General features: G+C 67.3%; 19 protein-coding genes. 8 read left to right on the top strand and 11 right to left on the bottom strand.

The features are described 5' to 3' along the window. Positions 1 to 50: 50 nt before the first annotated feature. From ACWRN3_RS21210 to ACWRN3_RS21175, 8 genes are all read right to left on the bottom strand, one after another. Positions 51 to 1,460 carry an aldehyde dehydrogenase family protein gene (locus tag ACWRN3_RS21210; protein ID WP_476741828.1) on the bottom strand — a complete coding sequence of 470 codons (1,410 nt, stop codon included), beginning with the start codon at positions 1,458 to 1,460 and terminating at the stop codon, positions 51 to 53. 223 nt (positions 1,461 to 1,683) lie between these two features. Then, entirely contained in the window at positions 1,684 to 3,192 is a 1,509-nt protein-coding gene (locus tag ACWRN3_RS21205; RefSeq protein WP_476741827.1) for an NAD-dependent succinate-semialdehyde dehydrogenase, read from the bottom strand. A gap of 23 nt (positions 3,193 to 3,215) precedes the next feature. Then, on the bottom strand, positions 3,216 to 4,028 hold the full coding sequence (locus ACWRN3_RS21200) for an HpcH/HpaI aldolase family protein (protein WP_476741826.1): 813 nt from the start codon (positions 4,026 to 4,028) through the stop codon (positions 3,216 to 3,218). Continuing rightward, complete coding sequence (gene hpaH / locus ACWRN3_RS21195; RefSeq protein WP_255173516.1) at positions 4,013 to 4,798, bottom strand: 2-oxo-hept-4-ene-1,7-dioate hydratase; 786 nt, start codon at positions 4,796 to 4,798, stop codon at positions 4,013 to 4,015. Before hpaH ends, ACWRN3_RS21200 begins: the two co-directional genes overlap by 16 nt. A gap of 2 nt (positions 4,799 to 4,800) precedes the next feature. Beyond that, the gene (gene hpaD, locus ACWRN3_RS21190) at positions 4,801 to 5,880 is read right to left on the bottom strand and encodes a 3,4-dihydroxyphenylacetate 2,3-dioxygenase (RefSeq protein WP_324643336.1); all 1,080 of its coding nucleotides are present in this window, start codon (positions 5,878 to 5,880) and stop codon (positions 4,801 to 4,803) included. A 36-nt stretch (positions 5,881 to 5,916) separates the two neighbouring features. Beyond that, positions 5,917 to 7,428, bottom strand: a complete 1,512-nt coding sequence (gene hpaE, locus ACWRN3_RS21185) for a 5-carboxymethyl-2-hydroxymuconate semialdehyde dehydrogenase (protein WP_476741825.1) — start codon at positions 7,426 to 7,428, stop codon at positions 5,917 to 5,919. A gap of 11 nt (positions 7,429 to 7,439) precedes the next feature. Next, a complete protein-coding gene (locus ACWRN3_RS21180; protein ID WP_255173513.1) occupies positions 7,440 to 8,105 on the bottom strand; it encodes a GntR family transcriptional regulator in 666 nt (221 codons plus the stop codon). Further along, complete coding sequence (locus ACWRN3_RS21175) at positions 8,098 to 9,558, bottom strand: fumarylacetoacetate hydrolase family protein (protein WP_476741830.1); 1,461 nt, start codon at positions 9,556 to 9,558, stop codon at positions 8,098 to 8,100. The genes ACWRN3_RS21180 and ACWRN3_RS21175 overlap by 8 nt, the downstream gene beginning before the upstream one ends. Positions 9,559 to 9,792: 234 nt before the next feature. Here ACWRN3_RS21175 and ACWRN3_RS21170 point away from each other — a divergent pair, with 234 nt between their 5' ends. Continuing rightward, a complete protein-coding gene (locus tag ACWRN3_RS21170; RefSeq protein WP_476741824.1) occupies positions 9,793 to 11,715 on the top strand; it encodes an FAD-binding monooxygenase in 1,923 nt (640 codons plus the stop codon). Here the strand turns inward: ACWRN3_RS21170 and ACWRN3_RS21165 are convergent. Beyond that, positions 11,688 to 12,542 (bottom strand): prephenate dehydratase, encoded by an 855-nt coding sequence (locus ACWRN3_RS21165; RefSeq protein WP_255173511.1) that lies wholly within the window; start codon positions 12,540 to 12,542, stop codon positions 11,688 to 11,690. The genes ACWRN3_RS21170 and ACWRN3_RS21165 overlap by 28 nt on opposite strands. A gap of 51 nt (positions 12,543 to 12,593) precedes the next feature. After that, positions 12,594 to 14,507 (bottom strand): amylosucrase, encoded by a 1,914-nt coding sequence (locus ACWRN3_RS21160; protein WP_476741823.1) that lies wholly within the window; start codon positions 14,505 to 14,507, stop codon positions 12,594 to 12,596. 210 nt (positions 14,508 to 14,717) lie between these two features. Here ACWRN3_RS21160 and ACWRN3_RS21155 point away from each other — a divergent pair, with 210 nt between their 5' ends. Next, the gene (locus tag ACWRN3_RS21155) at positions 14,718 to 15,770 is read left to right on the top strand and encodes a tartrate dehydrogenase (RefSeq protein ID WP_476741822.1); all 1,053 of its coding nucleotides are present in this window, start codon (positions 14,718 to 14,720) and stop codon (positions 15,768 to 15,770) included. Between the two features lie 19 nt (positions 15,771 to 15,789). Here the strand turns inward: ACWRN3_RS21155 and ACWRN3_RS21150 are convergent, their stop codons facing one another. Beyond that, positions 15,790 to 16,458, bottom strand: a complete 669-nt coding sequence (locus ACWRN3_RS21150) for a GntR family transcriptional regulator (protein WP_476741821.1) — start codon at positions 16,456 to 16,458, stop codon at positions 15,790 to 15,792. A gap of 125 nt (positions 16,459 to 16,583) precedes the next feature. Between ACWRN3_RS21150 and glyA the strand changes: the two genes are divergently transcribed. The 6 genes from glyA to ACWRN3_RS21120 are packed head-to-tail and all read left to right on the top strand — an operon-like array spanning position 16,584 to position 24,572. After that, positions 16,584 to 17,924 (top strand): serine hydroxymethyltransferase, encoded by a 1,341-nt coding sequence (gene glyA / locus ACWRN3_RS21145; protein WP_324643329.1) that lies wholly within the window; start codon positions 16,584 to 16,586, stop codon positions 17,922 to 17,924. Next, on the top strand, positions 17,921 to 19,141 hold the full coding sequence (locus ACWRN3_RS21140) for a sarcosine oxidase subunit beta family protein (RefSeq protein ID WP_255173507.1): 1,221 nt from the start codon (positions 17,921 to 17,923) through the stop codon (positions 19,139 to 19,141). The genes glyA and ACWRN3_RS21140 overlap by 4 nt, the downstream gene beginning before the upstream one ends. Positions 19,142 to 19,170: 29 nt before the next feature. Next, positions 19,171 to 19,575 (top strand): sarcosine oxidase subunit delta, encoded by a 405-nt coding sequence (locus ACWRN3_RS21135; RefSeq protein ID WP_476741820.1) that lies wholly within the window; start codon positions 19,171 to 19,173, stop codon positions 19,573 to 19,575. Continuing rightward, positions 19,572 to 22,514: a 2Fe-2S iron-sulfur cluster-binding protein gene (locus tag ACWRN3_RS21130; protein WP_476741819.1), complete on the top strand. Its 2,943-nt coding sequence runs from the start codon at positions 19,572 to 19,574 to the stop codon at positions 22,512 to 22,514. The genes ACWRN3_RS21135 and ACWRN3_RS21130 overlap by 4 nt, the downstream gene beginning before the upstream one ends. Continuing rightward, a complete protein-coding gene (locus ACWRN3_RS21125; protein ID WP_255173505.1) occupies positions 22,507 to 23,157 on the top strand; it encodes a sarcosine oxidase subunit gamma in 651 nt (216 codons plus the stop codon). The genes ACWRN3_RS21130 and ACWRN3_RS21125 overlap by 8 nt, the downstream gene beginning before the upstream one ends. Next, on the top strand, positions 23,157 to 24,572 hold the full coding sequence (locus tag ACWRN3_RS21120) for an L-serine ammonia-lyase (protein WP_476741818.1): 1,416 nt from the start codon (positions 23,157 to 23,159) through the stop codon (positions 24,570 to 24,572). The genes ACWRN3_RS21125 and ACWRN3_RS21120 overlap by 1 nt, the downstream gene beginning before the upstream one ends. The last annotated feature ends 3 nt before the right edge of the window (positions 24,573 to 24,575 follow it).

Raw genomic sequence — 24,575 nt, 5'->3', positions numbered from 1 at the left:
GGGGTCCTGCATGCGGGTTGCATGCAGGACCCCCGCCGTTGAAGTCCCGATCAGCCGTTGATGACCTGGGGGACGCCGAGCGCTTTGAGGCCTTCGACGCCGAACTCCACGCCGTAACCGGACTGCTTGGCTCCGCCGAAGGGGATGCGCGGATCAACGGCGCCGTGCCGGTTGATCCACACCGTGCCGGCCTGGATCCGGGCTGCGACGTCGCGGGCGGCCTTCAGGTCCGGGGACCAGACGGAGGCGCCCAGTCCGACGTCGAGTCCGTTCGCCTTCTCCACTGCTTCGTCGATGGTGCTGTAGCGGATGATCGGCAGGGCCGGGCCGAACTGTTCCTCGGCCACCAGCGGGTTGTCGTTGTCGATGTCGGCTACCAGGGTGGTGGGGTAGAAGTAGCCGGGCTGGCTGGTATCCGGGTCGCCGCCCAGCAGGACGCGTGCTCCGGAAGCCTTCGCTGCCTCCACGAGGTTCGCCACGACGTCGTACTGGGCCTTGTTCTGCAGCGGGCCCAGGACGTTGTTCTCGTCCAGGCCGTTGCCCATGGGCATCGCCTTCGCAACCGCCACAAGTTCCTCGCAGACGGCGTCGTAGATGCTGTCGTGGACGTAGAGGCGCTTGAGCGCGGCGCAGGTCTGGCCGGTGTTCAGGAACGCGCCCCAGAAGATGTCCTGGGCGATGGCTTTGGGGTCGGCGTCGGGCAGGACGATGCCGGCGTCGTTGCCGCCCAGTTCCAGGGTGAGCCGCTTGACGGTGTCCGCGGAGGACTTGATGATGGCGCGGCCGCCAGCGGTGGAACCGGTGAACATGATCTTGCCGATGGCGGGGTGGTCGGTGAGCCGGGCGCCCACTTCGCGGCCGCAGGAAACCACCGAGAGGATGCCGTCAGGGAGTTCCTCGTTGAGGACCTTGACCAGGGCCAGGACGGACAGCGGCGTGTTACCCGAGGGCTTGACCACCACGGCGTTGCCCATGCGCAGGGCCGGGGCGAGCTGCCAGACGGCGATCATCATGGGCCAGTTCCAGGGGCCGATCGCGCCGACGACGCCGATGGGCCGGTAGTGCAGCTCGGCACGGGTCTCGCCGTCGTCCACGATGGTTTCCGGTTCCAGCGGCAGGCCGGCGGTGGCGCGGAGCCACGCGACGCAGGCGCCGACTTCGAAACGGGCGTTGGGGCCGTTGAGGGGTTTGCCCTGCTCGCGGGAGAGCAGTTGCGCGAGTTCCTCGGCGGAGCGTTCGACGGCGTCGGCTGCTTTGAGGAGCGCGGCGGACCTTGCGCCGTGGCCCAGGGCGGCCCATGCCGGCTGGGCTGCGACGGCGGCGGAGACGGCGTTTTCCAGGTAGTCGAGGCCGTGGATGGGGGCTTCGCCCACGGCTTCACCGGTGGCAGGGTCAAAGATGGTCCGGCCGGTGCCGGTGGCGGGGGCGATGGACGCGAGAAGCGCATCATAGGTTTCCAAGGGATACTCCACTTCGAGTAGGCAAGGACGCCAGCCGGTCGGCGTAGCGGGTTACTCCCAGTGTGGGTTGCACCCCGTTCCAGGCTCTTGTCTTTGTGCGCAGGACTGTTGTGCTGGAGCGAACGCCGGCGGGTGTGTGTCACACTGGCCCACTTTTGGGCGATTAACGACTGCCCCGGGTTTCCGGAGTCCCGCAGTGATAACTGGGCCAGTTTGGGCGGTCTTATTGGGCCGCGTGGGGGTCGGCGATGCCGATGTATTGGGTGGTGGTGTATTCGGCGATGCCTTCGGAGCCGCCTTCACGTCCGAGGCCTGATTGTTTGACGCCGCCGAAGGGTGCTGCGGCATTGGAAATGACGCCGGCGTTGAACCCGACCATCCCGAATTCGATCTGCTCCGCCACGCGGAGCAGCCGATTAAAGTCGCGGCTGTAGAGGTAGGACGCGAGACCGTACTCGGTGTTGTTGGCGAGCCTGATCGCGTCTTCCTCGGTGGTGAAGGTGGTGACGGGGGCGACGGGCCCGAAGATTTCCTGGCCCAGGATGGCTGCATCGTTGGGCACGTTGGCCAGGACGGTGGGCTGGTAGAAGTAGCCGGGCCCGTCCACGGGGGCGCCGCCGGTGACGGCTACGGCCCCGGACTGGACGGCGTCGGTGACGAGGGTGTGGACGTCGTCGCGGGCGCCGGCGTCGATCAGCGGCCCGACTTTACTGTCCGGGTCGGTGCCGCGGCCGGTGGTCAGGGCTGCCATGGCGGCGGCGAACTTCCGGGTGAATTCCTGCGCCACGGCTTCGTGGACGAGGAAGCGGTTGGCCGCGGTGCAGGCCTCGCCCATGTTCCGCATCTTCGCCGCCATCGCCCCTTCAACCGCGGCGTCCAGGTCCGCGTCCTCGAACACGATGAACGGAGCGTTCCCGCCCAGCTCCATCGAGGTGCGCAGGACGTTCTGCGCGGCGTCGGCCATCAGGCGCTTGCCGACCGGGGTGGACCCGGTGAACGAGACCTTCCGCAGCCGGGAGTCCTTCAGCAGCGGCCCGGAAATCCCCGAGGCCGAGGACGAGGCGACGACGTTCAGCACGCCCGCGGGCAGGCCGGCGTCGAGCATGGTCTGCGCGAAGTACTGCGCCGTCAACGGCGTGAGCTTGGCGGGCTTCAGGACCATGGTGCAGCCGGCAGCGACGGCGGGGGCGACCTTGCGGGTGGCCATCGCCAGCGGGAAGTTCCAGGGCGTGATGAGCAGGCAGGGCCCGACGGGTTTGTGCTGGACCAGGATCTTGTTTTTGCCTTCGGGCGTGGTGAGGTAGCGGCCGTAGTCGCGGACGGTTTCCTCGGAGAACCAGCGCAGGAACTCCGCCCCGTAGGTTACTTCGCCGCGGGCCTCGGCCAGTGGCTTGCCCATTTCCAGGGTCATCAGCAGCGCGAAGTCCTCCGCCCGCTCAGTCACGAGGTCGAACGCCTTCCGGAGGATCTCGGCCCGTACCCGGGGTGCGGTGCGGGCCCAGGAGGCCTGGGCGGCGTCGGCCGCGTCCAGCGCAGCGATCGCGTCGGCGCTCGTGGCGGAGGCGAGGGTGGCGAGGACCTTCCCGGTGGCGGGGTCGTGCACATCGAACGTGCCGCCGTCGGACGCCTCCACCCACTCACCGTTAATCAAAAGACCTGTGGGCACGGAAGCAAGGAGCGCGGCTTCGCGCTCCGGTGTGAGGGCAGGGGGCAGCGCAGCAGTAACTGTCATGGGAAGTCCTTAGGAAGGGAGGGTCAGTAGCTGGGACGGGTTTCGTCAGGGCCAGCCGCCGGGTGCGGTATGTATTTTGCGGCGAGGGCTTCGGAGCCGCGGGCCAGTATGGCGACGTCGGCGCCCACCAGGATGAAGCCGGCGCCGTTCGTGAGGTAATGCTGGGCCGTGTCCGGGTTGAAGGCGTTCACACCGGCGGGCTTCCCGGCCGCTGCGGCAGATGACAGGCAGTGTTCGACGGCGGCGCGCACCTCGGGGTGTTCCTGCTGTCCCAGCAGGCCCATGGAGGCGGCGAGGTCGGACGGCCCAATAAAGACGGCGTCCACCCCGTCCACCTTCAGGATGTCCTCCACCGCTGCCACGGCGGCGGTGGATTCAATCTGGACCGTGACGCTGATGGTCTCGTTGGCCCGGGCCAGGTAATCGGGTACCCGGTTCCAGCGGGCGGCGCGGGCCAGTGCGGAGCCCACTCCGCGGACACCCTGCGGGGGGTAGCGGGTCGCGGCCACCGCGGCTTCAGCCTCGGCCACGGAGTTGACCATGGGGATCAGCAGGTTCTGCACCCCAAGGTCCAGGTACTGCTTGATCACCACGGTGTCGTTGACCGGCGGCCGGACCAGGGTGTGGACCGGGTAGCCGTGGACGGCCTGCAGCTGGGCGAGGATGGATTCGAGTCCGTTGGGGCTGTGCTCGGCGTCCACCAGGAGCCAGTCCAGGCCGGCGCCGGCGCAGAGTTCGGCGATCAGCGGGCTGCCGGAGCAGACCCACATCCCGGCGAGCGGACGGCCCGCTTCAGCCAAGGCGGAGCGGAAAGTGTCCTCTACTCGAAACGGCATGTCACAACTCCCAGGGGGCCGTAGTCAGCGTGCACGGTGTCGCCCTTGTAGACCCACAGGGGACGGGTGAAGGACCCCGCCAGGATGATATCCCCGGCCTTCAAAGAGTCACCATGGGCGGCGATCTTGTTGGCCAGCCAGTGGACCCCGTTGGCAGGGTGGTCCAGGACTCCGGCGGCCACACCGGTTTCCTCCACGGTCTGGTTCTTGTAGAGGATGGCGGAGACCCAGCGGAGGTCCACCGCGTCCGGCTTGACCGGGTTGCCGCCGATCACCATGGCACCCATCGCGGCGTTGTCCGAGATGGTGTCCACGATGGTCCGGCCCTCCATCTCGATCCTGGAGTCCAGGATTTCGAGGGCCGGAACCACGTAGTCGGTGGCCTTCAGGACATCGAAGATGGTGACGCCCGGGCCCTTCAGCCCGTCTTTCAGGACGAACGCCAGTTCCACCTCCACCCGCGGATGCGTGTACCGGTCCCACTCCACGGAGCAGCCGGTTTCCAGCACCATGTCGTCGAAGATGGCGCCGTAGTCCGGTTCGGTGATGCCGGTGGCGGCCTGCATGGCCTTGGACGTGAGGCCGATCTTGCGCCCCACCAGGGTCCGGCCTGCGTCCTCGTTCCGGCGGCGCCACAGCTGCTGCACCGCGTAGGAGTCCTCCACCGTCATCTCGGGGTAGCGGGCGGTCAGGCGGGGGACAGGGGTGCGGGTCCGGCCGGCTTGCACCAGTTCGTCCGCGATGGCCTCAATCGTCGTCGGCTCCAGCATGGTTAGACCTGGACTCCCAGCTTGAAGCCCTCGGCAGCTTCACCCTCCGGCTTGCGGGTGTAGGAGAAGCCGTCGGCGCCCACGGTCACGGCCATCTCGGACTTTTCCTCGCGGACGATGACCGGCTGCGGGTTGCCGTCCAGGTCCAGGACCAGGGAAGCCTCGGTGTACCAGGACGGGACCACGGGGTTGCCCCACCAGTCGCGGCGCTGGTTGTCGTGGACGTCCCAGGTGATGGTGGGGTTGTCCGGGTCGCCGGTGTAGTAGTCCTGGGTGTAGATCTCGATGCGGTGGCCGTCCGGGTCCAGGATGTAGAGGTAGAAGGCGTTGGAGACGCCGTGCCGGCCGGGGCCGCGTTCGATCCGGTCGCTGATGCGCAGGGCGCCCATCTTGTCGCATATCTGGATGATGTTGTGCTTCTCGTGGGTGGCGAACGCGACGTGGTGCATGCGCGGGCCGTTGCCGCCGGTGAGGGCGGTATCGTGGACGGTCTGCTTGCGGTGCATCCACGCGGCGTAGGTGACGCCGTCGGAATCCTTGATGTCCTCGGAGACGCGGAAGCCAAGGTCCTCCAGGTACTTGCGGCCCTTGGGGACGTCCGGGGTCACCTGGTTGAAGTGGTCCAAACGGACCAGTTCACCGGCGGAGTAGAGGTCGTAGCGCTGGGTGAGGCGCTCCACGTGCTCCACCTCGTAGAAGAACTCGTAGGGGAAGCCCAGCGGGTCCTCCACGCGGACGGAGTCGCCGATGCCCTTGGTGAAGCCTTCCTTGCGGCGCTCCACCCGGCAGCCGAGCTCCTTGTAGTAGGCCTCGGCGGCGTCCACCTCGGCGGGGGACTTCACGCGGTAGGCGAAGGCCGCGACGGCGGCGATGGGGCCCTTGCGCAGCACCAGGTTGTGGTGGATGAACTCCTCCAGGGAGCGCAGGTAGATGTTGTTCTCGTCTTCCTCGGTGACGTGCAGGCCCAGGACGTCCACGTAGAACTCACGGGACCTGGCGAGGTCCGTGACCACGATTTCCATGTAGGCGCAGCGGACGATGTCCGGTGCCGGGACGGTGGGGGTGGGGACGAAGTTGGTCATTGGATTCTCTCTTCTTTGAAAGGTGGGTGGGAGCGCTTAGGCGCCGAATTTGGGGGTGTGGACGGTACCGAGCGTGATGTGCACGGCCTGCTGGTCGGTGTAGAAATCGATGGAGCGGTAGCCACCCTCGTGGCCCAGCCCGGAGGCCTTGACGCCGCCGAACGGGGTGCGCAGGTCCCGGACGTTGTGGCTGTTCAGCCACACCATGCCGGCCTCGACGTTCTGCGAGAAGTTGTGGGCGCGGGTGAGGTTCTGGGTCCAGATGTAGGCGGCCAGGCCGTACTTGGTGTTGTTCGCCAGGGCGAGGGCCTCGTCGTCGTTCTCGAACGGGGTGATGGCCACGACGGGTCCGAAGATTTCCTCCTGGAAGATCCGGGCGTCGGGGGCGACGTCGGCAAACACCGTGGGTGCGATGTAGTTGCCTTCGGGCAGGTGGTCGGGGCGGCCGCCGCCGGCCAGGAGCCGGCCTTCGGACTTGCCGATCTCCACGTAGGATGCCACCTTCTCGTAGTGCTCGGGGTGGACCAGGGCGCCCACCTGGGTCTTGGGGTCGTGCGGATCGCCCACCACGATGTTCTGTGCGCGGGCGGCGTACTTCTCGCAGAACTCGTCATAGATGGCGCGCTCAACCAGGATGCGGGAGCCGGCGGTGCAGCGTTCGCCGTTGAGGGAGAAGACGCCGAACAGGGCGGAATCGATGGCGGCGTCCAGGTCGGCGTCCGCGAAAACGACGCACGGGGACTTGCCACCAAGCTCCATGGAGAGGCCCTTGAGGTTGGCGGCGGCGTTCCGGAAGATCGTCTGGCCGGTGGTGGTCTCGCCGGTGAAGGAGATCAGCGGGACGTCCGGGTGCTTCACCAGCGCGTCGCCGGCTTCCTCGCCCAGGCCGTTGACCAGGTTGAAGACGCCGTCGGGAAGGCCGGCGTCCTTGAAGATGGTGGCCCACAGCGACGCGGAGAGCGGCGTGAACTCGGCCGGCTTGAGGACCACGGTGTTGCCGGTGGCCAGCGCGGGGGCCAGCTTCCAGGACTCGAGCATGAACGGGGTGTTCCACGGGGTGATGAGGCCCGCGACGCCGATCGGTTTGCGGTTCACATAGTTGATCTGCGAGCCCGGGACCTTCATGGCGTCATCAAACTGGGCCACGATCAGGTCAGCGAAGAAGCGGAAGTTCTCGGCGGCGCGGAGGGCCTGGCCCTTGGCCTGCGTAATGGGCAGGCCGGTATCGAAGGTTTCGAGTTCGGCGAGGCGGGCTTCCTGGGCCTCGACGGCGTCGGCGATCTTGTTCAGGATCCGGGCCCGTTCGCGGGGCTTCATCTTCGGCCAAGGGCCATTCACGAACGCTTCGCGGGCTGCGGCGACGGCGAGGTCGATGTCTTCCTTTTGGCCGGCCGCGGCGGTGGCGTAGTTCCGGTTGGACACCGGGTCCAGGACATCGAAGGTCTTGCCGCCCACGGAGTCAACGAACTGGCCGTTGATGTAGTGCTGGATGTGGGTGGGCAGGTCCTCAGGGACGTAGTGCTTGGAAGTTTCTACTGAGGTCGTCATCGTTGAAGTCCTTACTGGTGCTTTGCTTGGGCGAGATATGCGTCAAGGGTTGCCGAGCGGTGGAGCCTGGCGGCTTTTTCGATCTGCTCTGCGTCGGCTCCCGTTTCGATGAGCTTCAGCAGGTTTTCGTGTTCATCCACGGACTCGCGGGCGCGGCCCGGGACGAAGCGGAACGTGGAGGACCGGATGGCTGCGAGCCGGTTCCAGCCGCGGTGCACCAGGTCCAGGATGTGCGGGTTGGGGCAGTGCTCGAACAGGACGCTGTGGAAGTCCTGGTTGAGCTGCGTGAACCGCACGGGGTCGAAGTGGTCCAGGCACGCGCGCATCTCTTCGTTCACGGCGCGGGCCCTGGCCACGGCTGCGGGATCGATCAGCGGGGCGGACAGCGCTGTGGCGGCGCCTTCCACGATGCTGAGGGTCTGCATGGTGTAGAGGTATTCGGTGGGATCAATGCCGGCCACGGTGGCGCCCACGTTGCGTTCGAACGTCACCAGGCCTTCGGCTTCCAGCCGGCGGATGGCTTCGCGGACGGGGACCACGCTGAACCCCAGGTCCTTGGCGATGGAGCCCAGGACCAGCCGGTAGCCGGGGGTGTAGGTGCCTTCCACGATCCGGGCCTTGACGGCCTGGTAGGCCTGCTCGGACTTGCTGCCGGCAACCATGGTGGCCTCACTCATTGGTGCCTGCCCATTCGTTGTACTTTGCCTGCCATTCGGCGTTCATGGGGTAGAGGCCGTCCACGCTGTTGCCCTGCTTGACCATCTCGAAGATAAAGGTTTCTTCCTTCTCCTGCTGGATGCAGTCCTCCACCAGTTCGTCGGCGATGGCCGGGGGGATCACCAGGATGCCGTCGGAATCGGCCACGATGATGTCGCCGGGCTGGACGGTGGCTCCGCCGCACGCGATGGTGATGTCCGTGTCCCACGGGATGTGGCGGCGGCCCAGCACGGCCGGATGCGGATTGGCGAAGTAGGTGGGCATCTCCAGGTCCGCCACGGCGGAGTAGTCGCGGACGCCGCCGTCGGTGATGATGGCCGCGGCACCGCGGACCTGGGCACGGAGGGCCAGGATGTCGCCCACAGTGCCGGTTCCCTTTTCACCGCGGGCTTCCATGACCAGGATTTCGCCTTCGTTCACGGAGTCGATGGCCTTCTTCTGGGCGTTGAAGCCGCCGCCGTGGGTCTTGAACAGGTCCTCGCGGTTGGGGACGTAGCGGAGAGTGCGGGCCAGGCCCACCACGCGGCGGTCCGGGCGGGTGGCCTGCAGTCCGTCGATGCTGACGTTGTTAAGGCCCCGCTTGCGCATCTGGGAGGACAGGGTGGCGGTGGCGACGGACTCCAGCTTGGCTTTCAGCTCCGGGGTCAGGACAGGCCCGACGGCGGGAAGCCCCGCGGCTTCACGGGAGCCGTAGGCTTCCTCCCGCTGCAGGTCATCGACCTTGGGCCGGGCACCAAAGTCCGCGAACGCCGTCGTGCCTTCCTCAACGGTGGTGACCAGCCGGCCGGTGGACAGGCCGCCGTCGATCGTCCCCACTTCCACTTCCAGCACGTCGCCCGGCTTGGCGACCGAGGCGCCGGCCGGGGTGCCGGTAAGGATGATGTCACCTTCCTCGAGCGTGAGCAGCTGGGACAGGTCCGCGACGAGCCGGGCGAACGGGAAGAGCAGGTCCCCGGTGGTGTCGTCCTGGACCAGGTCCCCGTTGTGCCAGGTGCGGATGCGCAGCTTGGCGGGGTCGACGGCGTCTGCCGGGATCAGTGCCGGGCCCACGGGGGTGAACCCGTCGCCGCCCTTGGACCGGAGGTTGGAGCCCTTGTCCGCGTAGCGGAGGTCGTACACGCCGAGGTCGTTGCTGGCGGTGACGGCCGCGACGTGGTTCCAGGCGTCCTCAATCGAAACACGGCGGGCGGCCTTGCCGATCACCAGGGCGATCTCACCCTCGTAACCGAGCAGTTCGCAGCCGGCGGGCCGCTCAACGGGGCTTCCGCCCAGTGCCAGCGAGCTGGAAGGCTTGAGGAAGTAGGACGGCTGCGCCGGGGTGCGGCCCCGCTGGGCGGCCCGGCTGGGGTAGTTGATGTGCACTGCGATCACTTTGCGTGCTGCCGCCAGGGTGTCGCCGTTGACCTGCTCCAAAGCCTTCTCCTCATCAGGTACGAAATCGTATACGATCACTATCACCCATCAGGCGCGGTCCGTCAACCCCTGGTTTTCCGGGCTTTTGACGAGCAGGCCGAGGGCACTTGTCGCCCGGATCACATCGGGCGTACAGTGGAAGCCAGATTTACAGTTTCGATTATCGAATCGCGTGTTCTGATATAGAACATGCTTTAGCCCCGATAGTCATCCACAATGAAGTGAGGAAAGCCCGTGCAGTTCCACCACCACGGATACGTATCCGGTGACCCGCGTGTCCAGCCGGCGGCCGGCGTCGGCCTTAACCGCCCCGAGGAACTTCCCGACGAAGTGGACGTCCTCATCGTGGGCACCGGGCCTGCCGGCATGCTCGCCGCGGCCCAGCTGTCCATGTTCCCCAACGTAACCACCCGCATCATCGAACGCCGCCCCGGCAGGCTCGCCATCGGGCAGGCCGACGGCATCCAGGCGCGCAGCGTGGAGACGTTCCAGGCTTTCGGTTTCGCGGAGCGGATCATCGCCGAGGCGTACCGCATCACCGAAATGGCATTCTGGAAGCCGGATCCGGCCAACCACGCGAACATCATCCGGACTGCCCGGGCCGTGGATGACGAGATGGGCATCAGCGAGTTCCCGCACCTGATCGTCAACCAGGCCCGCGTGCTGGACTACTTCGCGGAATTTGCCGCGAACTCGCCCACACGCCTCAAGCCTGACTACGGCTACGACTTCGAGGGCCTGACGGTGACCGGTCAGGGCGACTACCCCGTCACCGTGACCCTCCGCCACACCGCCGGACCCAACGAAGGCCAGGAGCGGATTGTCCGCGCCAAGTATGTGGTGGGCGCGGATGGTGCGCGCAGCAAGGTGCGCCAGGCCATCGGCTGCACCCTTGCCGGCGACCAGGCCAACCACGCCTGGGGCGTCATGGACACGCTGGCCGTCACCGACTTCCCGGACATCCGGACCAAGTGCGCCATCCAGGGCGCCGAGGGCAGCATCCTGCTGATCCCGCGCGAAGGCGGCCACCTGTTCCGCATGTACGTGGACCTGGGCGAAGTGGACCCGAACAGCCAGCACTCGGTCCGCAACACCACCATCGAGGAGATCATCGCCAAGGCCAACGCGATCCTGCACCCCTACACGCTGGACGTCCGGAACGTCGCGTGGCACAGCGTCTACGAGGTGGGCCACCGGCTCACGGACAGGTTCGACGACGTCCTGCCGGCCGAGCGCGGCACCCGCACCCCGCGGGTGTTCATCACCGGGGACGCCTGCCACACCCACAGCGCCAAGGCCGGCCAGGGCATGAACGTCTCCATGCAGGACGGGTTCAACATCGCCTGGAAGCTGGGGCATGTCCTGGAGGGCCGCAGCCCGGAGAGCCTGCTGAGCACCTACTCCGAGGAGCGCCAGGTAGTGGCGAAGAACCTCATCGACTTCGACAAGGAATGGTCCACCATGATGGCCAAGAAGCCGGAGGAGTTCGAACACCCCTCCGACCTTGAAGACTTCTACGTGCAGACCGCCGAATTCCCTGCCGGCTTCATGACGCAGTACACGCCGTCCCTGATCGTTGGCAGCACCGACCACCAGGACCTGGCCACCGGGTTCCCGGTGGGCAAGCGCTTCAAGTCCGCACCCGTGGTCCGGGTGGGGGACACCAACCCCCTCCATCTTGGCCACCACGCCACCGCCGACGGCCGCTGGCGGATCTACGTCTTCGCCGACCCCGCCCTGCCGGGCACCAACTCGGCAACGGACATGCTCGCCGAGTGGTTCGCGAACTCGCCGGAGTCCCCGCTGGCCGCCACCCCTGCCGGCGCCGACCCGGACGCGTGGTTCGACCTGAAGGTCATCTACCAGCAGCCGCACACCGCCGTCGACATCAATGCCGTGCCCGCCGTCTTCAAGCCGCTGGTGGGCCCGTTCAAGCTGACCGACTACGAGAAGGTGTACGCCACGGATCCCAAGGCGGACATTTTCGACCTCCGCGGCCTGGACCGCAGCGGCGTGGTGGTGGTGGTCCGCCCGGACCAGTACGTGGCCAATGTCCTGCCGCTGACGGCAACCGCGGAACTGGGCGCGTTCTTCACGCCGCTGCTGAAGGCCGCCCCCGCGGCACCGCGTCAGGCCGTGGCGGCGGCGAGCCGGTAGTCGGCCGCGGCGTACACGCCGAGGATCCGCACCTCGGTGGTGAAGAAGTCCAGTTCCTCGAGGGCCAGCTTCAGCGGCAGGTCCTCGGGGTGGCCTTCGACGTCAGCCATGAACATGGTGGCGGCAAACTCGTTGCCCACCATGTAGCTTTCCAGCCGGGTCATGTTCACGCCGTTGGTGGCGAAGCCGCCCAGTGCCTTGTACAGGGCGGACGGGACGTTGCGCACGCGGAACACAAAGCTGGTGACTGCCGGTCCGGGAAGTTCGTCCCGGGCCGGCAGTGCCTTTTCGCGCGCCAGGACCACGAAGCGGGTGGTGTTGGAGGGGTCGTCCTCCACCCGGGAGGCCAGGACCTTCAGGCCGTAGATGTCGGCGGCCAGCGGGGGAGCGAGGGAGAGCTTGCGGGGATCGTTCCATTCCGCCACCTCCCTGGCCGAGCCTGCGGTGTCGCCGGCGATGACGGGCTTGAGGCCGTGCTCGCGGATCAGCTTCCGGCACTGGCCCAGCGCGTGGATGTGGCTGTGGACCTCCGTGGCGCCTTCAATGGTGCTGCCCGGGATGCCCAGCAGGTCGAAATGGATGGGCAGGAAGTACTCGCCCACGATCTGCAGGTTGGACTGCGGCAGCAGGATGTGGATGTCCGCCACCCGGCCGGCGATCGAGTTCTCGATGGGGATCATGGCCAGCTCTGCCTCGCCGCTGGTCACCAGCTCAAAGGCATCCTCGAAACTCGCGCACGGCACGCTTTCCATGTCCGGGAACATCTGCTGACACGCGATATTGGAGTTGGCGCCGGGCTCACCCTGGTACGCAATCTTGGAGGCCATGATCCGTATGGTTTCACGCCCCGGTGCCAGGTCCCAATCTCAGGCCCCCGGTTACTGCGGCGTGACGCGCAGCCAGAGGTATTGCCGGGGGAGGAGGGTGACGCCGTCGTCCAGCTGCATGGCTGCTTCGGAGAGAAGGTCGACGGCGGCAGGGGAGAATCCGCCGAACGTTTCCGCCGGGAGGGTCTGGGCGGAGTCGCTGAAGTTTGCCAGGGCCAGGATGGTGGGACCGCCCTCCGCCGCGCCCGGCCGCTGGTAGCCGAGCACCGCGCGGTTGTTGGTGCCGAAATCAATCAGCGTGGTCCCCGCCAGTTCGGGGGTGCTGGTCCGGACCTCAATCATCCGCTTCAGCCCGGCGTACACGGCTCCTTCCGGCGTGGCCGGGTCCAGGCGGCGGGCGTACTGCTCCGCGGGGAAATGCGGCCGGTGCACCCAGCGGCTGTCCTCCTCGTGGCCGGGCTCGGACGCGTACCCATAGTCGTTGACCTGCCCCACCTCGTCGCCCAGGTACAGCAGCGGGACGCCGCCGGTGCTGAACGGCACCGAATGGGCCAGGAGGATCCGTTCCACCGCCTCAGCCGGGTCCACCTCCATGCCGCAAAGGGACGCCGTCGTGCCTGAAATCCTGCAGTCGCCGGTCTTGGGGTTGTCCTGGAACGGGACGCCGCGGGCAAAGCTGCCCGGGAAACGGTTGACGTAGAAGGAGTTCAGGAAGCGGCGGTGGTCGAAGCCGTTGATGCCCAGTTCGGCGGCGTCCTCGTCGGCGAAGGTCCAGCCGATATCGTCATGGCTGCGGACGTAGTTCACCCACGCCGTGCCGTCCGGGATGTTGTGCCGCCGGTGCAGTGCCTGGGCCAGGAGCGAGACATCCCTGGTGGCCAGGGATTCCCAGATGAGTGCCATCTGCAGCGGGTTGTAGGAAAGCTGGCATTCCCTGCGGTCGATATAGAGCGCTACCTCGTCCGGGTGCACGATGGCCTCGGACTTGAACAGCAGCGCCGGCGCCGCCAGCCGGCACACCGCGTTGAACGCCCGGAGCAGTGTGTGCGCCTGCGGCAGGTTCTCGCAGGGGGTGCCCAACTGCTTCCAGATGAACGCCACCGCGTCCATGCGCAGGATGTCCACCCCCTGGTTGGCCAGGAACAGCATTTCGCCCGCCATGGCCCGGAAGACCTCGGGATTGGAGTAGTTCAGGTCCCATTGGTAGGTGTGGAACGTGGCCCAGACCCACCGGCCGTCCGCCATCTGGATGAAGGACCCGGGATGGTTCTCGGGGAAGATCTCCCGCACGTCCGCCTCGAAGGCGTCCGGCAGCGTCCGATCCGGGAAGATCCAGTAGTAGTCGCTGTAGTCCGGGTCCCCGGCGGCTGCCTTCCGCGCCCACTCGTGCTCGTCCGAGGTGTGGTTGAAGATGAAGTCCACCACCAGGCTGATGCCGTTGTCCCTCAGTTCCGCTGCCAGGGAGCGCAGCTGCTCCATGGTGCCCAGCTGTGGGTTGACCTGGCGGTAGCTCGAGACCGCATACCCGCCATCCGAGTGTGGTTCCGGCGCCAGGAACAGCGGCATGAGGTGCAGGTAGGTGAGGCCCAGTTCCTTGAAGTACGGGATGCGGGCGCGGACCCCTTCGAGGCTTTCGGCGTAGCGGTCCACGTAGCAGACGCCGCCCAGCATCCGGTTGGACTGGAACCAGTCCGGGTCCGCCTCCCGTTCGGCGTCCAGGGCCTTCAGCTCCTGCGGGCGTTCCTGCCAGGAAGCCGCACTCTGCACCACCAGCGCGGAGAGCTGCTCCAGCCAGTCCGTCCGGTCACCGTACAGGGAATGGAAGAGGCTGCGGAGGGTGGGAAAGTGCCCGTGGAGGCGCCGGTCGAAATCAGGGTCGGGGCGCAGCCCCCGGCTGCGCTCAGCCGCCAGCACTGCCAGGACATGCCGCCGGGCCTCTTCGTCCTCGTTGACGAATTCCTGCATGGCCACCTGCCCCTTCAGAACGTCCCGCCGGAACGTCCGGCGCGCTTGTACGGAAGTATTCCACGTCACATGCCCAGGGCGTTCGACGGCGGTGCGCCCGTTTGCTTCCCCGGAGTGGGGAGGCCGATCGTCCGGTACGGTTCCTCCCGGAACCCAACCACTATCTTTAAGCTTTACGCACCGCACCAACCAACGAATGATTGGACAGCCATGACCCGTACCTACACCATCGATTCGATTCCCGGTGATGGCATCGGCGTGGACGTCACCGAGGTGGCCATGGGGTGCGTGGATGCTGTGGCCGGGCTGCATGGCTTCGCCGTCAACTGGCGTGTCCGTGACTGGAACAGCGACCTCTACGTCAAAACCGGCCGGATGATGCCCGTTGACGGCATCGAGCAGCTCGGCAGCGGCGACGGGATCTACCTGGGAGCGGTGGGCACCCCCGACGTCCCCGACGACGTGACGTTGTGGGGACTGTTGATTCCCATCCGCCGGGAGTTCGACCAGTACGTCAACCTTCGCCCCATGAAGCTGCTGCCCGGGGTCAAGGGAGCGATGCCGGGCCTTGAGGACCTGGACATCGTGGTGGTCCGGGAAAACGTTGAAGGCGAGTACTCGCAGATCGGCGGCCGCTTCGGTGCAGGGACGGACGCTGAATTCGCCGTCCAGGAGAGCGTCTTCACCAAAGCCGGCATCAGCAGGGTGGCCCGCTACGCGGCAGAGGCTGCAACGAAACGCGGCGGCATCCTGGTCTCTGCCACCAAATCCAACGGCATCATCCACACCATGCCGTTCTGGGACGAAGTGGTGGCCCGGACGGTGGAACAGTTCCCCGGCGTCACGGTGGACAAGGTGCTCATCGATGCGCTCGCGGCCCGGCTGGTCATGAAGCCCACCAGCGTCCGGACCATCGTCGCATCCAACCTGTTCGGAGATATCCTGTCCGACCTCGTGGCCGGAGTGGCCGGTTCCATCGGCATCGCCCCGAGTGCAAACCTGAACCCCGAGCGCCGGCGCCCGTCGATGTTCGAGCCCGTCCACGGTTCCGCCCCGGACATCGCCGGCAAGGGCATCGCCAACCCCGTCGGCGCCCTCTGGGCTGCGGCCATGATGCTGGACCATTTGGGCGAGGCGGCGGCCGCCCAGTCCCTTACCGGTGCTTTCGAATCAGCGCTGGCAGGCGGCATCGCCACACCGGACCTGGGCGGTTCGGCCACCACGCTGGAATTCGCGCAGGAGGTGCGGACCCGGCTGCGCTAGCCGCGCCTGGACACGACGGCTAGAGCACGTTCCGGATGGCCTGCTCGAAACTGGTGACGTGCTCCAGGGCGAGCTTGCCGGCCCGGTCCGCGTCGCCGTCGGCCACTGCCTCCAGCAGTTCAACGTGCTCGGCAATGTGGGACGCAACGGACGGTACCTTTTCCAGCACCATGCACCAGATGCGCGTGGCCAGGTTGTCGTAGCGGATCAGGACGTCCTCGAGGTGCGCGTTGGCGGCGGCCCGGTAGATCAGCCGGTGGACCTTGATGTCGTACCGCATGAGGTCGTAGGGATCATCGTCATCGCCCATGGTGGAAATCGCTGCCGCGGTCTCCCGGATTTCCGCCCGCAGCGCGGGCGTTGCCAGTTTGGCGGCGCGGCGTGCGGCCAGGGGTTCCAGGGATTCGCGCAGCTCTGAGACGTCTGCCAGTTCAGTGATGTCGACGATGGTGGCGAACGTTCCGCGCCGGGGATAGGACACCACCAGGTGGTCACTTTCCAGCCGCTTGAGGGCTTCCCGGACCGGCGTCCGGCCGATCCCGAGTTCGGCGGCCAGCTTGGCGTCGTTGATCGCCTCGCCCGGCCGGATGTCCAGCATGATGAGCCGGTCCCGCAGGTGCCGGTAGGCCTGTTCGGAGAGTGAGAGGTCCCCGTCGCCGGCCAGGTGGTTCTCTAATGTGACGCTCATTTCGAGCCTTCCCAGGAGTGCTATTGACGTCCAAGTGATCTGGAACATACTATTACGACAGTTCTAATATATCAGTTACAGATCAGTTATAGGTCAGTAACTCCCAAGGGTTCATAAGGAGAACAATGCAGGACGTACTGAACGCCTCGCTTGCCACGGTCGACGCCGACGTCGCCGCCGCTGTGGCACAGGAACTGCACCGCCAGCAGTCCACCCTGGAAATGATTGCGTCGGAGAATTTCGCTCCGACCTCCGTTATGGAGGCCCAGGGCTCGGTGCTCACTAACAAGTACGCCGAGGGATACCCGGGCAAGCGCTACTACGGTGGCTGCGAGCACGTGGACGTCATCGAGCAGCTGGCCATCGACCGCGTGAAGGCACTCTTCGGCGCCGAGTTCGCCAACGTGCAGCCGCACTCAGGCGCCCAGGCCAATGCCGCCGCCATGTTCGCCCTGCTGAACCCGGGCGACACCATCCTGGGGCTCTCCCTGGCGCACGGCGGACACCTCACGCACGGCATGAAGATCAACTTCTCCGGCAAGCTCTACAACGTGGTTCCCTACCACGTCCGCGAGGAAGACCTCCGGATCGATATGGCCGAGGTGGAAGCCCTGGCCCTGGAGCACAAGCCCAAGCTGATCGTGGCCGGCTGGTCCGCTTACTCCCGCCAGCTGGACTTCGCCGAATTCCGCCGCATCGCCGACCTCGTTGGTGCCTACCTCATGGTGGACATGGCGCACTTCGCCGGACTCGTCGCCGCCGGCCTGCACCCGAACCCCGTCCCGTACGCGGACGTGGTCACCACCACCACCCACAAGACCCTGGGCGGTCCGCGCGGCGGCGTCATCCTGGCCAAGGAGGAATACGCCAAGAAGATCAACAGCGCGGTGTTCCCGGGCCAGCAGGGTGGTCCGCTGGAGCACGTTGTGGCAGCAAAGGCCGTGGCATTCAAGCTCGCTGCCGCCCCCGAATTCAAGGAACGCCAGGAGCGGGTGCTGCAGGGCGCCAAGCTGCTGGCCGAGCGCCTCCTCAAGGACGACGTCGCAGCCGCGGGCATTTCCGTAGTCAACGGCGGCACCGACGTCCACCTGGTCCTGGTTGACCTCCGGAACTCCGAACTCGACGGCCAGCAGGGTGAGGACGCGCTCCACCAGATCGGCATCACGGTCAACCGCAACGCCGTCCCCTTCGACCCCCGCCCGCCGATGGTCTCCTCCGGCCTCCGGATCGGCACCCCCGCCCTGGCCGCCCGCGGCTTTGGCGCCGCCGAGTTCACCGAGGTTGCGGACATCATCGCGACAGCGCTGATTGCCTCCGCCGGCACGGGCACCCTCCCCGGGGACACCGCCGTCGAACTCCGGGAACGCGTGACGGCCTTGGCCGGCAAGTTCCCCCTCTACCCGCACCTTTCCGCCGACGCCAACCTGGCCGGCATCGAGGCAGACCTGATTGGAGCCGCCCAGTGAGCACCCAGCACCTTCCGGAGCACCCGGACTTCCTCTGGCGGAACCCGGAACCCAAGTCCTCCTACGACGCCGTGATCGTCGGCGGCGGCGGGCACGGCCTGGCCACGGCCTACTTCCTGGCCAAGAACCACGGGATGACCAACATCGCCGTCCTGGAAAAGGGCTGGCTCGCCGGTGGCAACATGGCCCGCAACACCACCATCATCCGCTCCAACTACCTCTGGGATGAGAGCGCGGCCATCTACGAGCACGCCCTCAAGCTCTGGGAAATCCTGCCCGAGGAACTCGAGTACGACTTCCTGTTCAGCCAGCGCGGCGTGATGAACCTGGCCCACACCCTGGGCGACGTGCGCGAAAGCATGCGCCGCGTGGGTGCCAACAAGCTCAACGGCGTGGACGCCGAATGGCTTGACCCGCAGCAGGTCAAGGAACTCTGCCCCATCCTGAACATCCGCGACAACATCCGCTACCCCGTGATGGGCGCCACCTACCAGCCCCGCGCCGGCATCGCCAAGCACGACCACGTGGCGTGGGCCTTCGCCCGCAAGTGCGACGAAATGGGCGTGGACATCATCCAGAACTGCGAGGTGACCGGCTTCCTCAAGGACGGCGACCGCGTGGTGGGCGTCAAGACCAACCGCGGCACCATCAACACCGAAAAGGTGGGCCTCTGCGCCGCAGGCCACAGCTCGGTCCTGGCTGAAATGGCGGGCTTCCAGCTCCCCATCCAGTCCCACCCGCTGCAGGCCCTGGTCTCCGAACTGCACGAGCCCGTCCACCCCACGGTGGTCATGTCCAACCACGTGCACGTCTACGTCTCCCAGGCGCACAAGGGCGAACTGGTCATGGGCGCCGGCGTGGACTCCTACAACGGCTACGGCCAGCGCGGCTCCTTCCACGTGATCGAGCAGCAGATGGCGGCCGCCGTCGAACTCTTCCCCATCTTCGCCAGGGCCCACGTGCTCCGGACCTGGGGCGGCATCGTGGACACCACCCTGGACGCCTCGCCGATCGTGGGCACCACTCCGGTGGAGAACATGTTCGTGAACTGCGGCTGGGGAACCGGCGGATTCAAGGGCACCCCCGCCGCAGGCATGACCTTCGCGCACACCATCGCCACCGGCGCCCCGCACAAGCTGAACGCGCCGTTCTCGCTGGAACGCTTCGAAACCGGCGCCCTCATCGACGAACACGGCGCCGCCGCCGTGGCCCACTAGCCGCCGCCACCAGAAAAGGACTAACGCACATGCTGCTGATCCCATGCCCCAACTGCGGCCCGCGGGACGAAACCGAATTCCACTACGGGGGACAGGCCCACGTCCCGTACCCCGAGAACCCCAACGAGCTGAGCGACTCGGAGTGGTCCCGCTACCTCTTCTACCGCGAGAACCCCAAAGGCATCTTCGCCGAGCGCTGGGTCCACAGCACCGGCTGCCGCCAGTGGTTCAACATGCTCCGCGACACCGTGAGCTACGACATCAAGGCTGTCTACCCGATGGGGGCGAAGCGGCCCGACCGCTCCCCGGACGGCGCACCCGAAACCGGGACCGCCAGCACCGGCCCTGACAGCACCACCACGGGAAGTGCCGCACCCAGCACCTCCACCACGAGCATCCTCAGCACCACCGCCCCGGAAGGAGCGACCAAGTGACTTCCCAGAACGCCCGCCTGGCTACCGGCGGCCGCATCGACCGCACCATCTCCTGGCGCTTCACCGTGGACGGCGAGGAGTTCACCGGCCATCCCGGTGACACCCTGGCCTCGGCGCTGCTGGCCAACGGCCGCATCGCCGCCGGCAACTCCCTGTACGAGGACCGTCCCCGCGGCATCATGTCAGCCGGGGTGGAGGAGGCCAACGCCCTGGTCCGTGTGGAAGCCCGCTTCCCCGGCCACGTGGCGGAATCCATGCTTCCCGCCACCACCGTTTCCCTGGTGGACGGACTCCAGGCCACCCTGCTCAACGGCCTGGGCAAGCTGGACCCGGAGGACGACCGCGCCGAGTACGACAAGAAGTACGTCCACACCGACGTCCTGGTCATCGGCGGCGGCCCCGCCGGGCTCGCCGCAGCCCGCGAGGCTGTCCGCACCGGCGCCAGGGTCATGCTGCTCGATGACCAGCCCGAACTCGGCGGCTCGCTGCTCTCCGGTTCCACGGCTCCGGGCCTTGCCGAGACCATCGAAGGAAAGCCCGCCCTGGAATGGGTGGCCGACGTCGAAGCCGAGCTGGTATCCGGCGCCGAGTCCACGGTCCTGAACCGCACCACCGCGTTCGGCGCCTACGACGCGAACTACGTCATCGCCGTCCAGAACCGCACCGACCACCTCACGAGCCCTGCCGCCCCCGGCGTCTCCCGCCAGCGGATTTGGCACATCCGTGCCAGCCAGGTGGTCGTCGCCCCGGGCGCCCATGAACGCCCCCTGGTGTTCGAGAACAACGACCGCCCCGGCATCATGCTCGCCTCCGCCGTGCGCAGCTACCTGAACCGTTACGGCGTGGCCGCCGGCAAGCGCGTGGTCATCAGCACCACCAATGACAGCGCCTACGCCGTCGCCGCCGACCTCGCCGCCGCCGGCGTCAAGGTCGCCGCCGTGGTGGACGCCCGTCCGACCCTGACCGCAGCGGCGACTGCCGCCGTCGAATCCGGGATCCGGGTGCTGATCGGCAGCGCGGTGGCCAACACCTCCGCCGGCGCCGACGGCCGCTTGGACGGTGTGACCGTCCGCAGCATCAACGACGACGGCGAGCTGACCTCCGGCGTTGAGCAGATCGCAGCAGACCTGCTGGCTGTGTCCGGCGGCTGGAGCCCGCTGGTCCACCTGCACTCCCAGCGCCAGGGCAAGCTGCGCTGGGACGAGGAGCTGGCAGCCTTCGTGCCCAGCACCGAGGTCCCCGCCCAGCAGACCATTGGCGCCGGCCGCGGCTCCTTCGCCACCGAAGACTGCGTCGCGGAGGGCATCTCCGCCGGCGCGAAGGCGGCCATCGCCGCAGGCTTCGAATCCGCCGTCGAACCGTCCGTGTTCGGCGACCCGAAGGCCTCCGCCCCCACCCGCCAGCTGTGGCTGGTGCCGGGCGAGAGCGGCACCCCGGACGACTGGCACCACCACTTCGTGGACTTCCAGCGCGACCAGTCCGTGGCGGACGTCCTCCGCTCCACCGGAGCCGGCATGCGCTCCGTGGAACACATTAAGCGGTACACCTCCATCAGCACCGCCAACGACCAGGGCAAGACCTCCGGTGTCAACGCCATCGGCGTCATCGCCGCGGCCCTGCGCACCGCCGGCGAAGCCTCCCGCGGCATCGGCGACATCGGCACCACCACCTACCGCGCCCCCTTCACCCCGGTGGCCTTCGCGGCACTGGCCGGACGCCAGCGCGGGGAACTGTTCGACCCCGCCCGCGTCACATCGATCCACCCCTGGCACGTGGCCAAGGGTGCGCTGTTCGAGGACGTTGGACAGTGGAAGCGGCCCTGGTACTACCCGCAGGCCGGGGAGGACATGGACGCTGCCGTGCTGCGCGAATGCGCCGCCGTCCGCGAATCCGTGGGCTTCATGGACGCCACCACGCTGGGCAAGATCGAAATCCGCGGCAAGGACGCGGGGGAGTTCCTGAACCGGATGTACACCAACGCGTTCAAGAAGCTCGCCCCGGGTTCGGCACGCTACGGCGTCATGTGCACCCCGGACGGAATGATCTTCGACGACGGCGTGACCCTCCGCGTCGACGACGAGACCTACTTCATGACCACCACCACCGGCGGTGCCGCCAAGGTGCTGGACTGGCTGGAGGAATGGCTGCAGACCGAGTGGCCGGAACTGGACGTGCAGTGCACCTCCGTGACGGAACAGTGGAGCACCATCGCCGTCGTCGGGCCCAAGTCCCGTGAGGTCATCGCCAAGGTGGCACCCGAACTGGCTGCCAACGGCGGCCTGGACGCGGAGGCCTTCCCGTTCATGACCTTCCGCGAAACCACCCTCGCCTCCGGCGTACGCGCCCGGATCTGCAGGATTTCGTTCTCCGGTGAACTTGCCTACGAGATCAATGTGCCGGCCTGGTACGGGCTGAACACGTGGGAATCCGTTGCTGCCGCCGGGGCCGAGTTCAACATCACCCCCTACGGCACCGAAACCATGCACGTGCTGCGCGCCGAAAAGGGCTACCCGATCGTCGGGCAGGACACCGACGGCACCGTCACCCCACAGGACGCCGGCATGGAATGGATCGTCTCCAAGGCCAAGGACTTCATCGGCAAGCGCTCCTACACCCGGTCGGACGCCCAGCGTGAGGACCGCAAGCACCTGGTCAGCGTCCTCCCCGTGGACGGCACGCTGCGGCTGCCCGAAGGCACCCAGCTGGTGGAAAAGGGACGCTCGACCAACCCCGCCTACGGCCCCGTGCCGATGGAAGGGTTCGTCACCTCCAGCTACCACAGCGCAGCGCTGGGCAGGTCGTTCGGCCTGGCCCTGATCAAGAACGGACGCAACCGCATCGGCGAAACGCTGGTGGCAGCCGCCGGCGACCAGCTGGTGGACGTGGTTGTCGCAGAAACAGTGCTTTTTGACTCTGAAGGGACCCGTAAAGATGGCTGAAACAGCAGCATCCCCGACCTCCGCTAAGACCAACGCCGAGAAGAACCTCGCCGCCCGCGTCAGCCCGGCGCGTCAGCTGGCGGAAGAATTCGCGGCCGGCTCCCTGGCCGGCACCGTTGAAATCGCCGAGGTGCCCTTCCTGACCATGGTGGGCCTCCGGGCCCTCGCAGGATCCGCCGCGGCGGAGCGCCTGGCCGGTGTCACCGGCGGACTCCCCGCCGGCTCAGGCGCCGTGGCAGGCAGCGGCGACGTGTCCGTCCTGTGGCTCGGCCCCGCCGAGTTCCTGGTGGTTGCACCTACCGAGGCGCACGAATCCCTGGGAGGGGACCTCATCCCCGCGCTCCGGGACGCGCTGGGCGGTGACGCGGGCCAGGTGGTGGACCTGTCCGCCAACCGGACCACGTTCGAACTGACGGGCCCCCGGGCGCGCGCCGTCCTGGAAAAGGGCTGCTCGCTGGACCTGCACCCGCGGGTCTTCAAGGCCGGCACCGCCTTCTCCACGGAAATCGCGAACATCCCTGCCATCCTGTGGAAGACCGGTGACGAGTCCTTCCGGATCTTCCCCCGCGCTTCCTTCGCCGAGTTCCTGGGCCGGTGGCTGCTGGACGCCATGCGGGAGTACGCCTCGCCAGAGGTCCCCTGATGGCGCTCAGCGTCCTTGACCTCTTTTCCGTCGGCATCGGGCCCTCGTCGTCACACACGGTGGGCCCGATGCGGGCGGCCAAGCTGTTCGCCGACGGGCTGAAGGGCGACGGCCAGCTGGCCGCCACCGCCCGGGTGCAGGCCGAACTGTTTGGCTCCCTCGGCGCCACCGGCCGCGGGCACGGCTCGGATAAGGCAGTGGTCCTGGGGCTGAAGGGCCTGGACCCGGAAACCGTGGATACCTTCACCGCCGACGACCAGGTGGCAGCCGCCGCGCTGGACGCCGAACTCCACATCGCGGGGGCGCACCGGGTGGACTTCAACTGGGAAGAGGACGTGGTGCTCCACCGGCGCAAGTCCCTCCCGGCGCATCCGAACGGCATGACCTTCCGCGCGCTGGACCACACCGGAGCGGTGCTGAGCGAACGGAGCTTCTACTCGATCGGCGGCGGCTTCGTGGTGGACGGCGACGCCGAGGGCGGGGACAAGGTGGTGCCGGATGACACCGTCCTGCCCTACCCGTTCTCCACCGGCGACGAGCTGCTGCAGATCTGCAGCCGGGAAGGCATGTCCATTTCCGACGTCATGCTGGCCAACGAGCTCACCTGGCACAGCGAAGCGGAACTCCGGGAGAAGCTGCTGGGGCTGTGGGCCGTCATGCGTGAATGCGTGGAGAACGGCTGCAACGCCGAAGGCATCCTGCCGGGCGGCCTGAACGTCACCCGGCGGGCGCCGTCACTGTTCCGCACCCTGACCGCCTCCGCGGCAAGCGCCGAAGCCGCGGCAGCAACGCCGTCGCCCGTCCAGGCGCCGGCGGACCCGCTGCTGGCGATGGAATGGGTCAACCTGTTCGCGCTCGCCGTGAACGAGGAAAATGCCGCAGGCGGCCGGATCGTCACCGCGCCCACCAACGGCGCAGCCGGAATCGTGCCGGCCGTGCTGCACTACTACATCAAGTTTGTTCCGGGAGCCGACGACGACGGTGTGGTCCGCTTCCTGCTGGCGGCGGCCGCCGTCGGAATCCTCTTCAAGACGAACGCCTCCATCTCCGGTGCCGAAGTGGGCTGCCAGGGTGAGGTGGGCTCCGCCTGCTCCATGGCGGCGGCCGGGCTCTGCGAAGTGCTCGGCGGAACGCCCGCGCAGGTGGAAAACGCCGCAGAGGTGGGGATCGAGCACAACCTGGGCCTGACCTGCGACCCCGTGGGCGGCCTGGTGCAGATCCCCTGCATCGAGCGGAACGCGATCGCCAGCGTGAAGGCGATCAACGCGGCCCGGCTGGCCCTGCACGGGGACGGCAGCCACAAGGTCTCGCTGGACAAGGCCATCAAGACCATGCGTGACACCGGAGCCGACATGAAAACCAAGTACAAGGAAACCTCCCGAGGAGGCCTCGCCGTGAATGTGATCGAGTGCTGAGCC

The organism is Pseudarthrobacter sp. rb (genome assembly GCF_056389225.1).
Note: the sequence above shows the minus strand (reverse complement) of the source record. Positions and strands in the feature narration are given on the sequence as shown.

Excerpts from the sequence above, each read along its gene's own strand:
- ACWRN3_RS21205 (WP_476741827.1), bottom strand. The coding sequence starts at position 3,192 with ATGACAGTTACTGCTGCGCTGCCCCCTGCCCTCACACCGGAGCGCGAA.
- ACWRN3_RS21200 (WP_476741826.1), bottom strand. The coding sequence starts at position 4,028 with ATGCCGTTTCGAGTAGAGGACACTTTCCGCTCCGCCTTGGCTGAAGCG.
- hpaH (WP_255173516.1), bottom strand. The coding sequence starts at position 4,798 with ATGCTGGAGCCGACGACGATTGAGGCCATCGCGGACGAACTGGTGCAA.
- hpaD (WP_324643336.1), bottom strand. The coding sequence starts at position 5,880 with ATGACCAACTTCGTCCCCACCCCCACCGTCCCGGCACCGGACATCGTC.
- hpaE (WP_476741825.1), bottom strand. The coding sequence starts at position 7,428 with ATGACGACCTCAGTAGAAACTTCCAAGCACTACGTCCCTGAGGACCTG.
- ACWRN3_RS21180 (WP_255173513.1), bottom strand. The coding sequence starts at position 8,105 with ATGAGTGAGGCCACCATGGTTGCCGGCAGCAAGTCCGAGCAGGCCTAC.
- ACWRN3_RS21165 (WP_255173511.1), bottom strand. The coding sequence starts at position 12,542 with ATGGCCTCCAAGATTGCGTACCAGGGTGAGCCCGGCGCCAACTCCAAT.
- ACWRN3_RS21160 (WP_476741823.1), bottom strand. The coding sequence starts at position 14,507 with ATGCAGGAATTCGTCAACGAGGACGAAGAGGCCCGGCGGCATGTCCTG.
- ACWRN3_RS21155 (WP_476741822.1), top strand. The coding sequence starts at position 14,718 with ATGACCCGTACCTACACCATCGATTCGATTCCCGGTGATGGCATCGGC.
- ACWRN3_RS21150 (WP_476741821.1), bottom strand. The coding sequence starts at position 16,458 with ATGAGCGTCACATTAGAGAACCACCTGGCCGGCGACGGGGACCTCTCA.
- glyA (WP_324643329.1), top strand. The coding sequence starts at position 16,584 with ATGCAGGACGTACTGAACGCCTCGCTTGCCACGGTCGACGCCGACGTC.
- ACWRN3_RS21135 (WP_476741820.1), top strand. The coding sequence starts at position 19,171 with ATGCTGCTGATCCCATGCCCCAACTGCGGCCCGCGGGACGAAACCGAA.
- ACWRN3_RS21125 (WP_255173505.1), top strand. The coding sequence starts at position 22,507 with ATGGCTGAAACAGCAGCATCCCCGACCTCCGCTAAGACCAACGCCGAG.
- ACWRN3_RS21120 (WP_476741818.1), top strand. The coding sequence starts at position 23,157 with ATGGCGCTCAGCGTCCTTGACCTCTTTTCCGTCGGCATCGGGCCCTCG.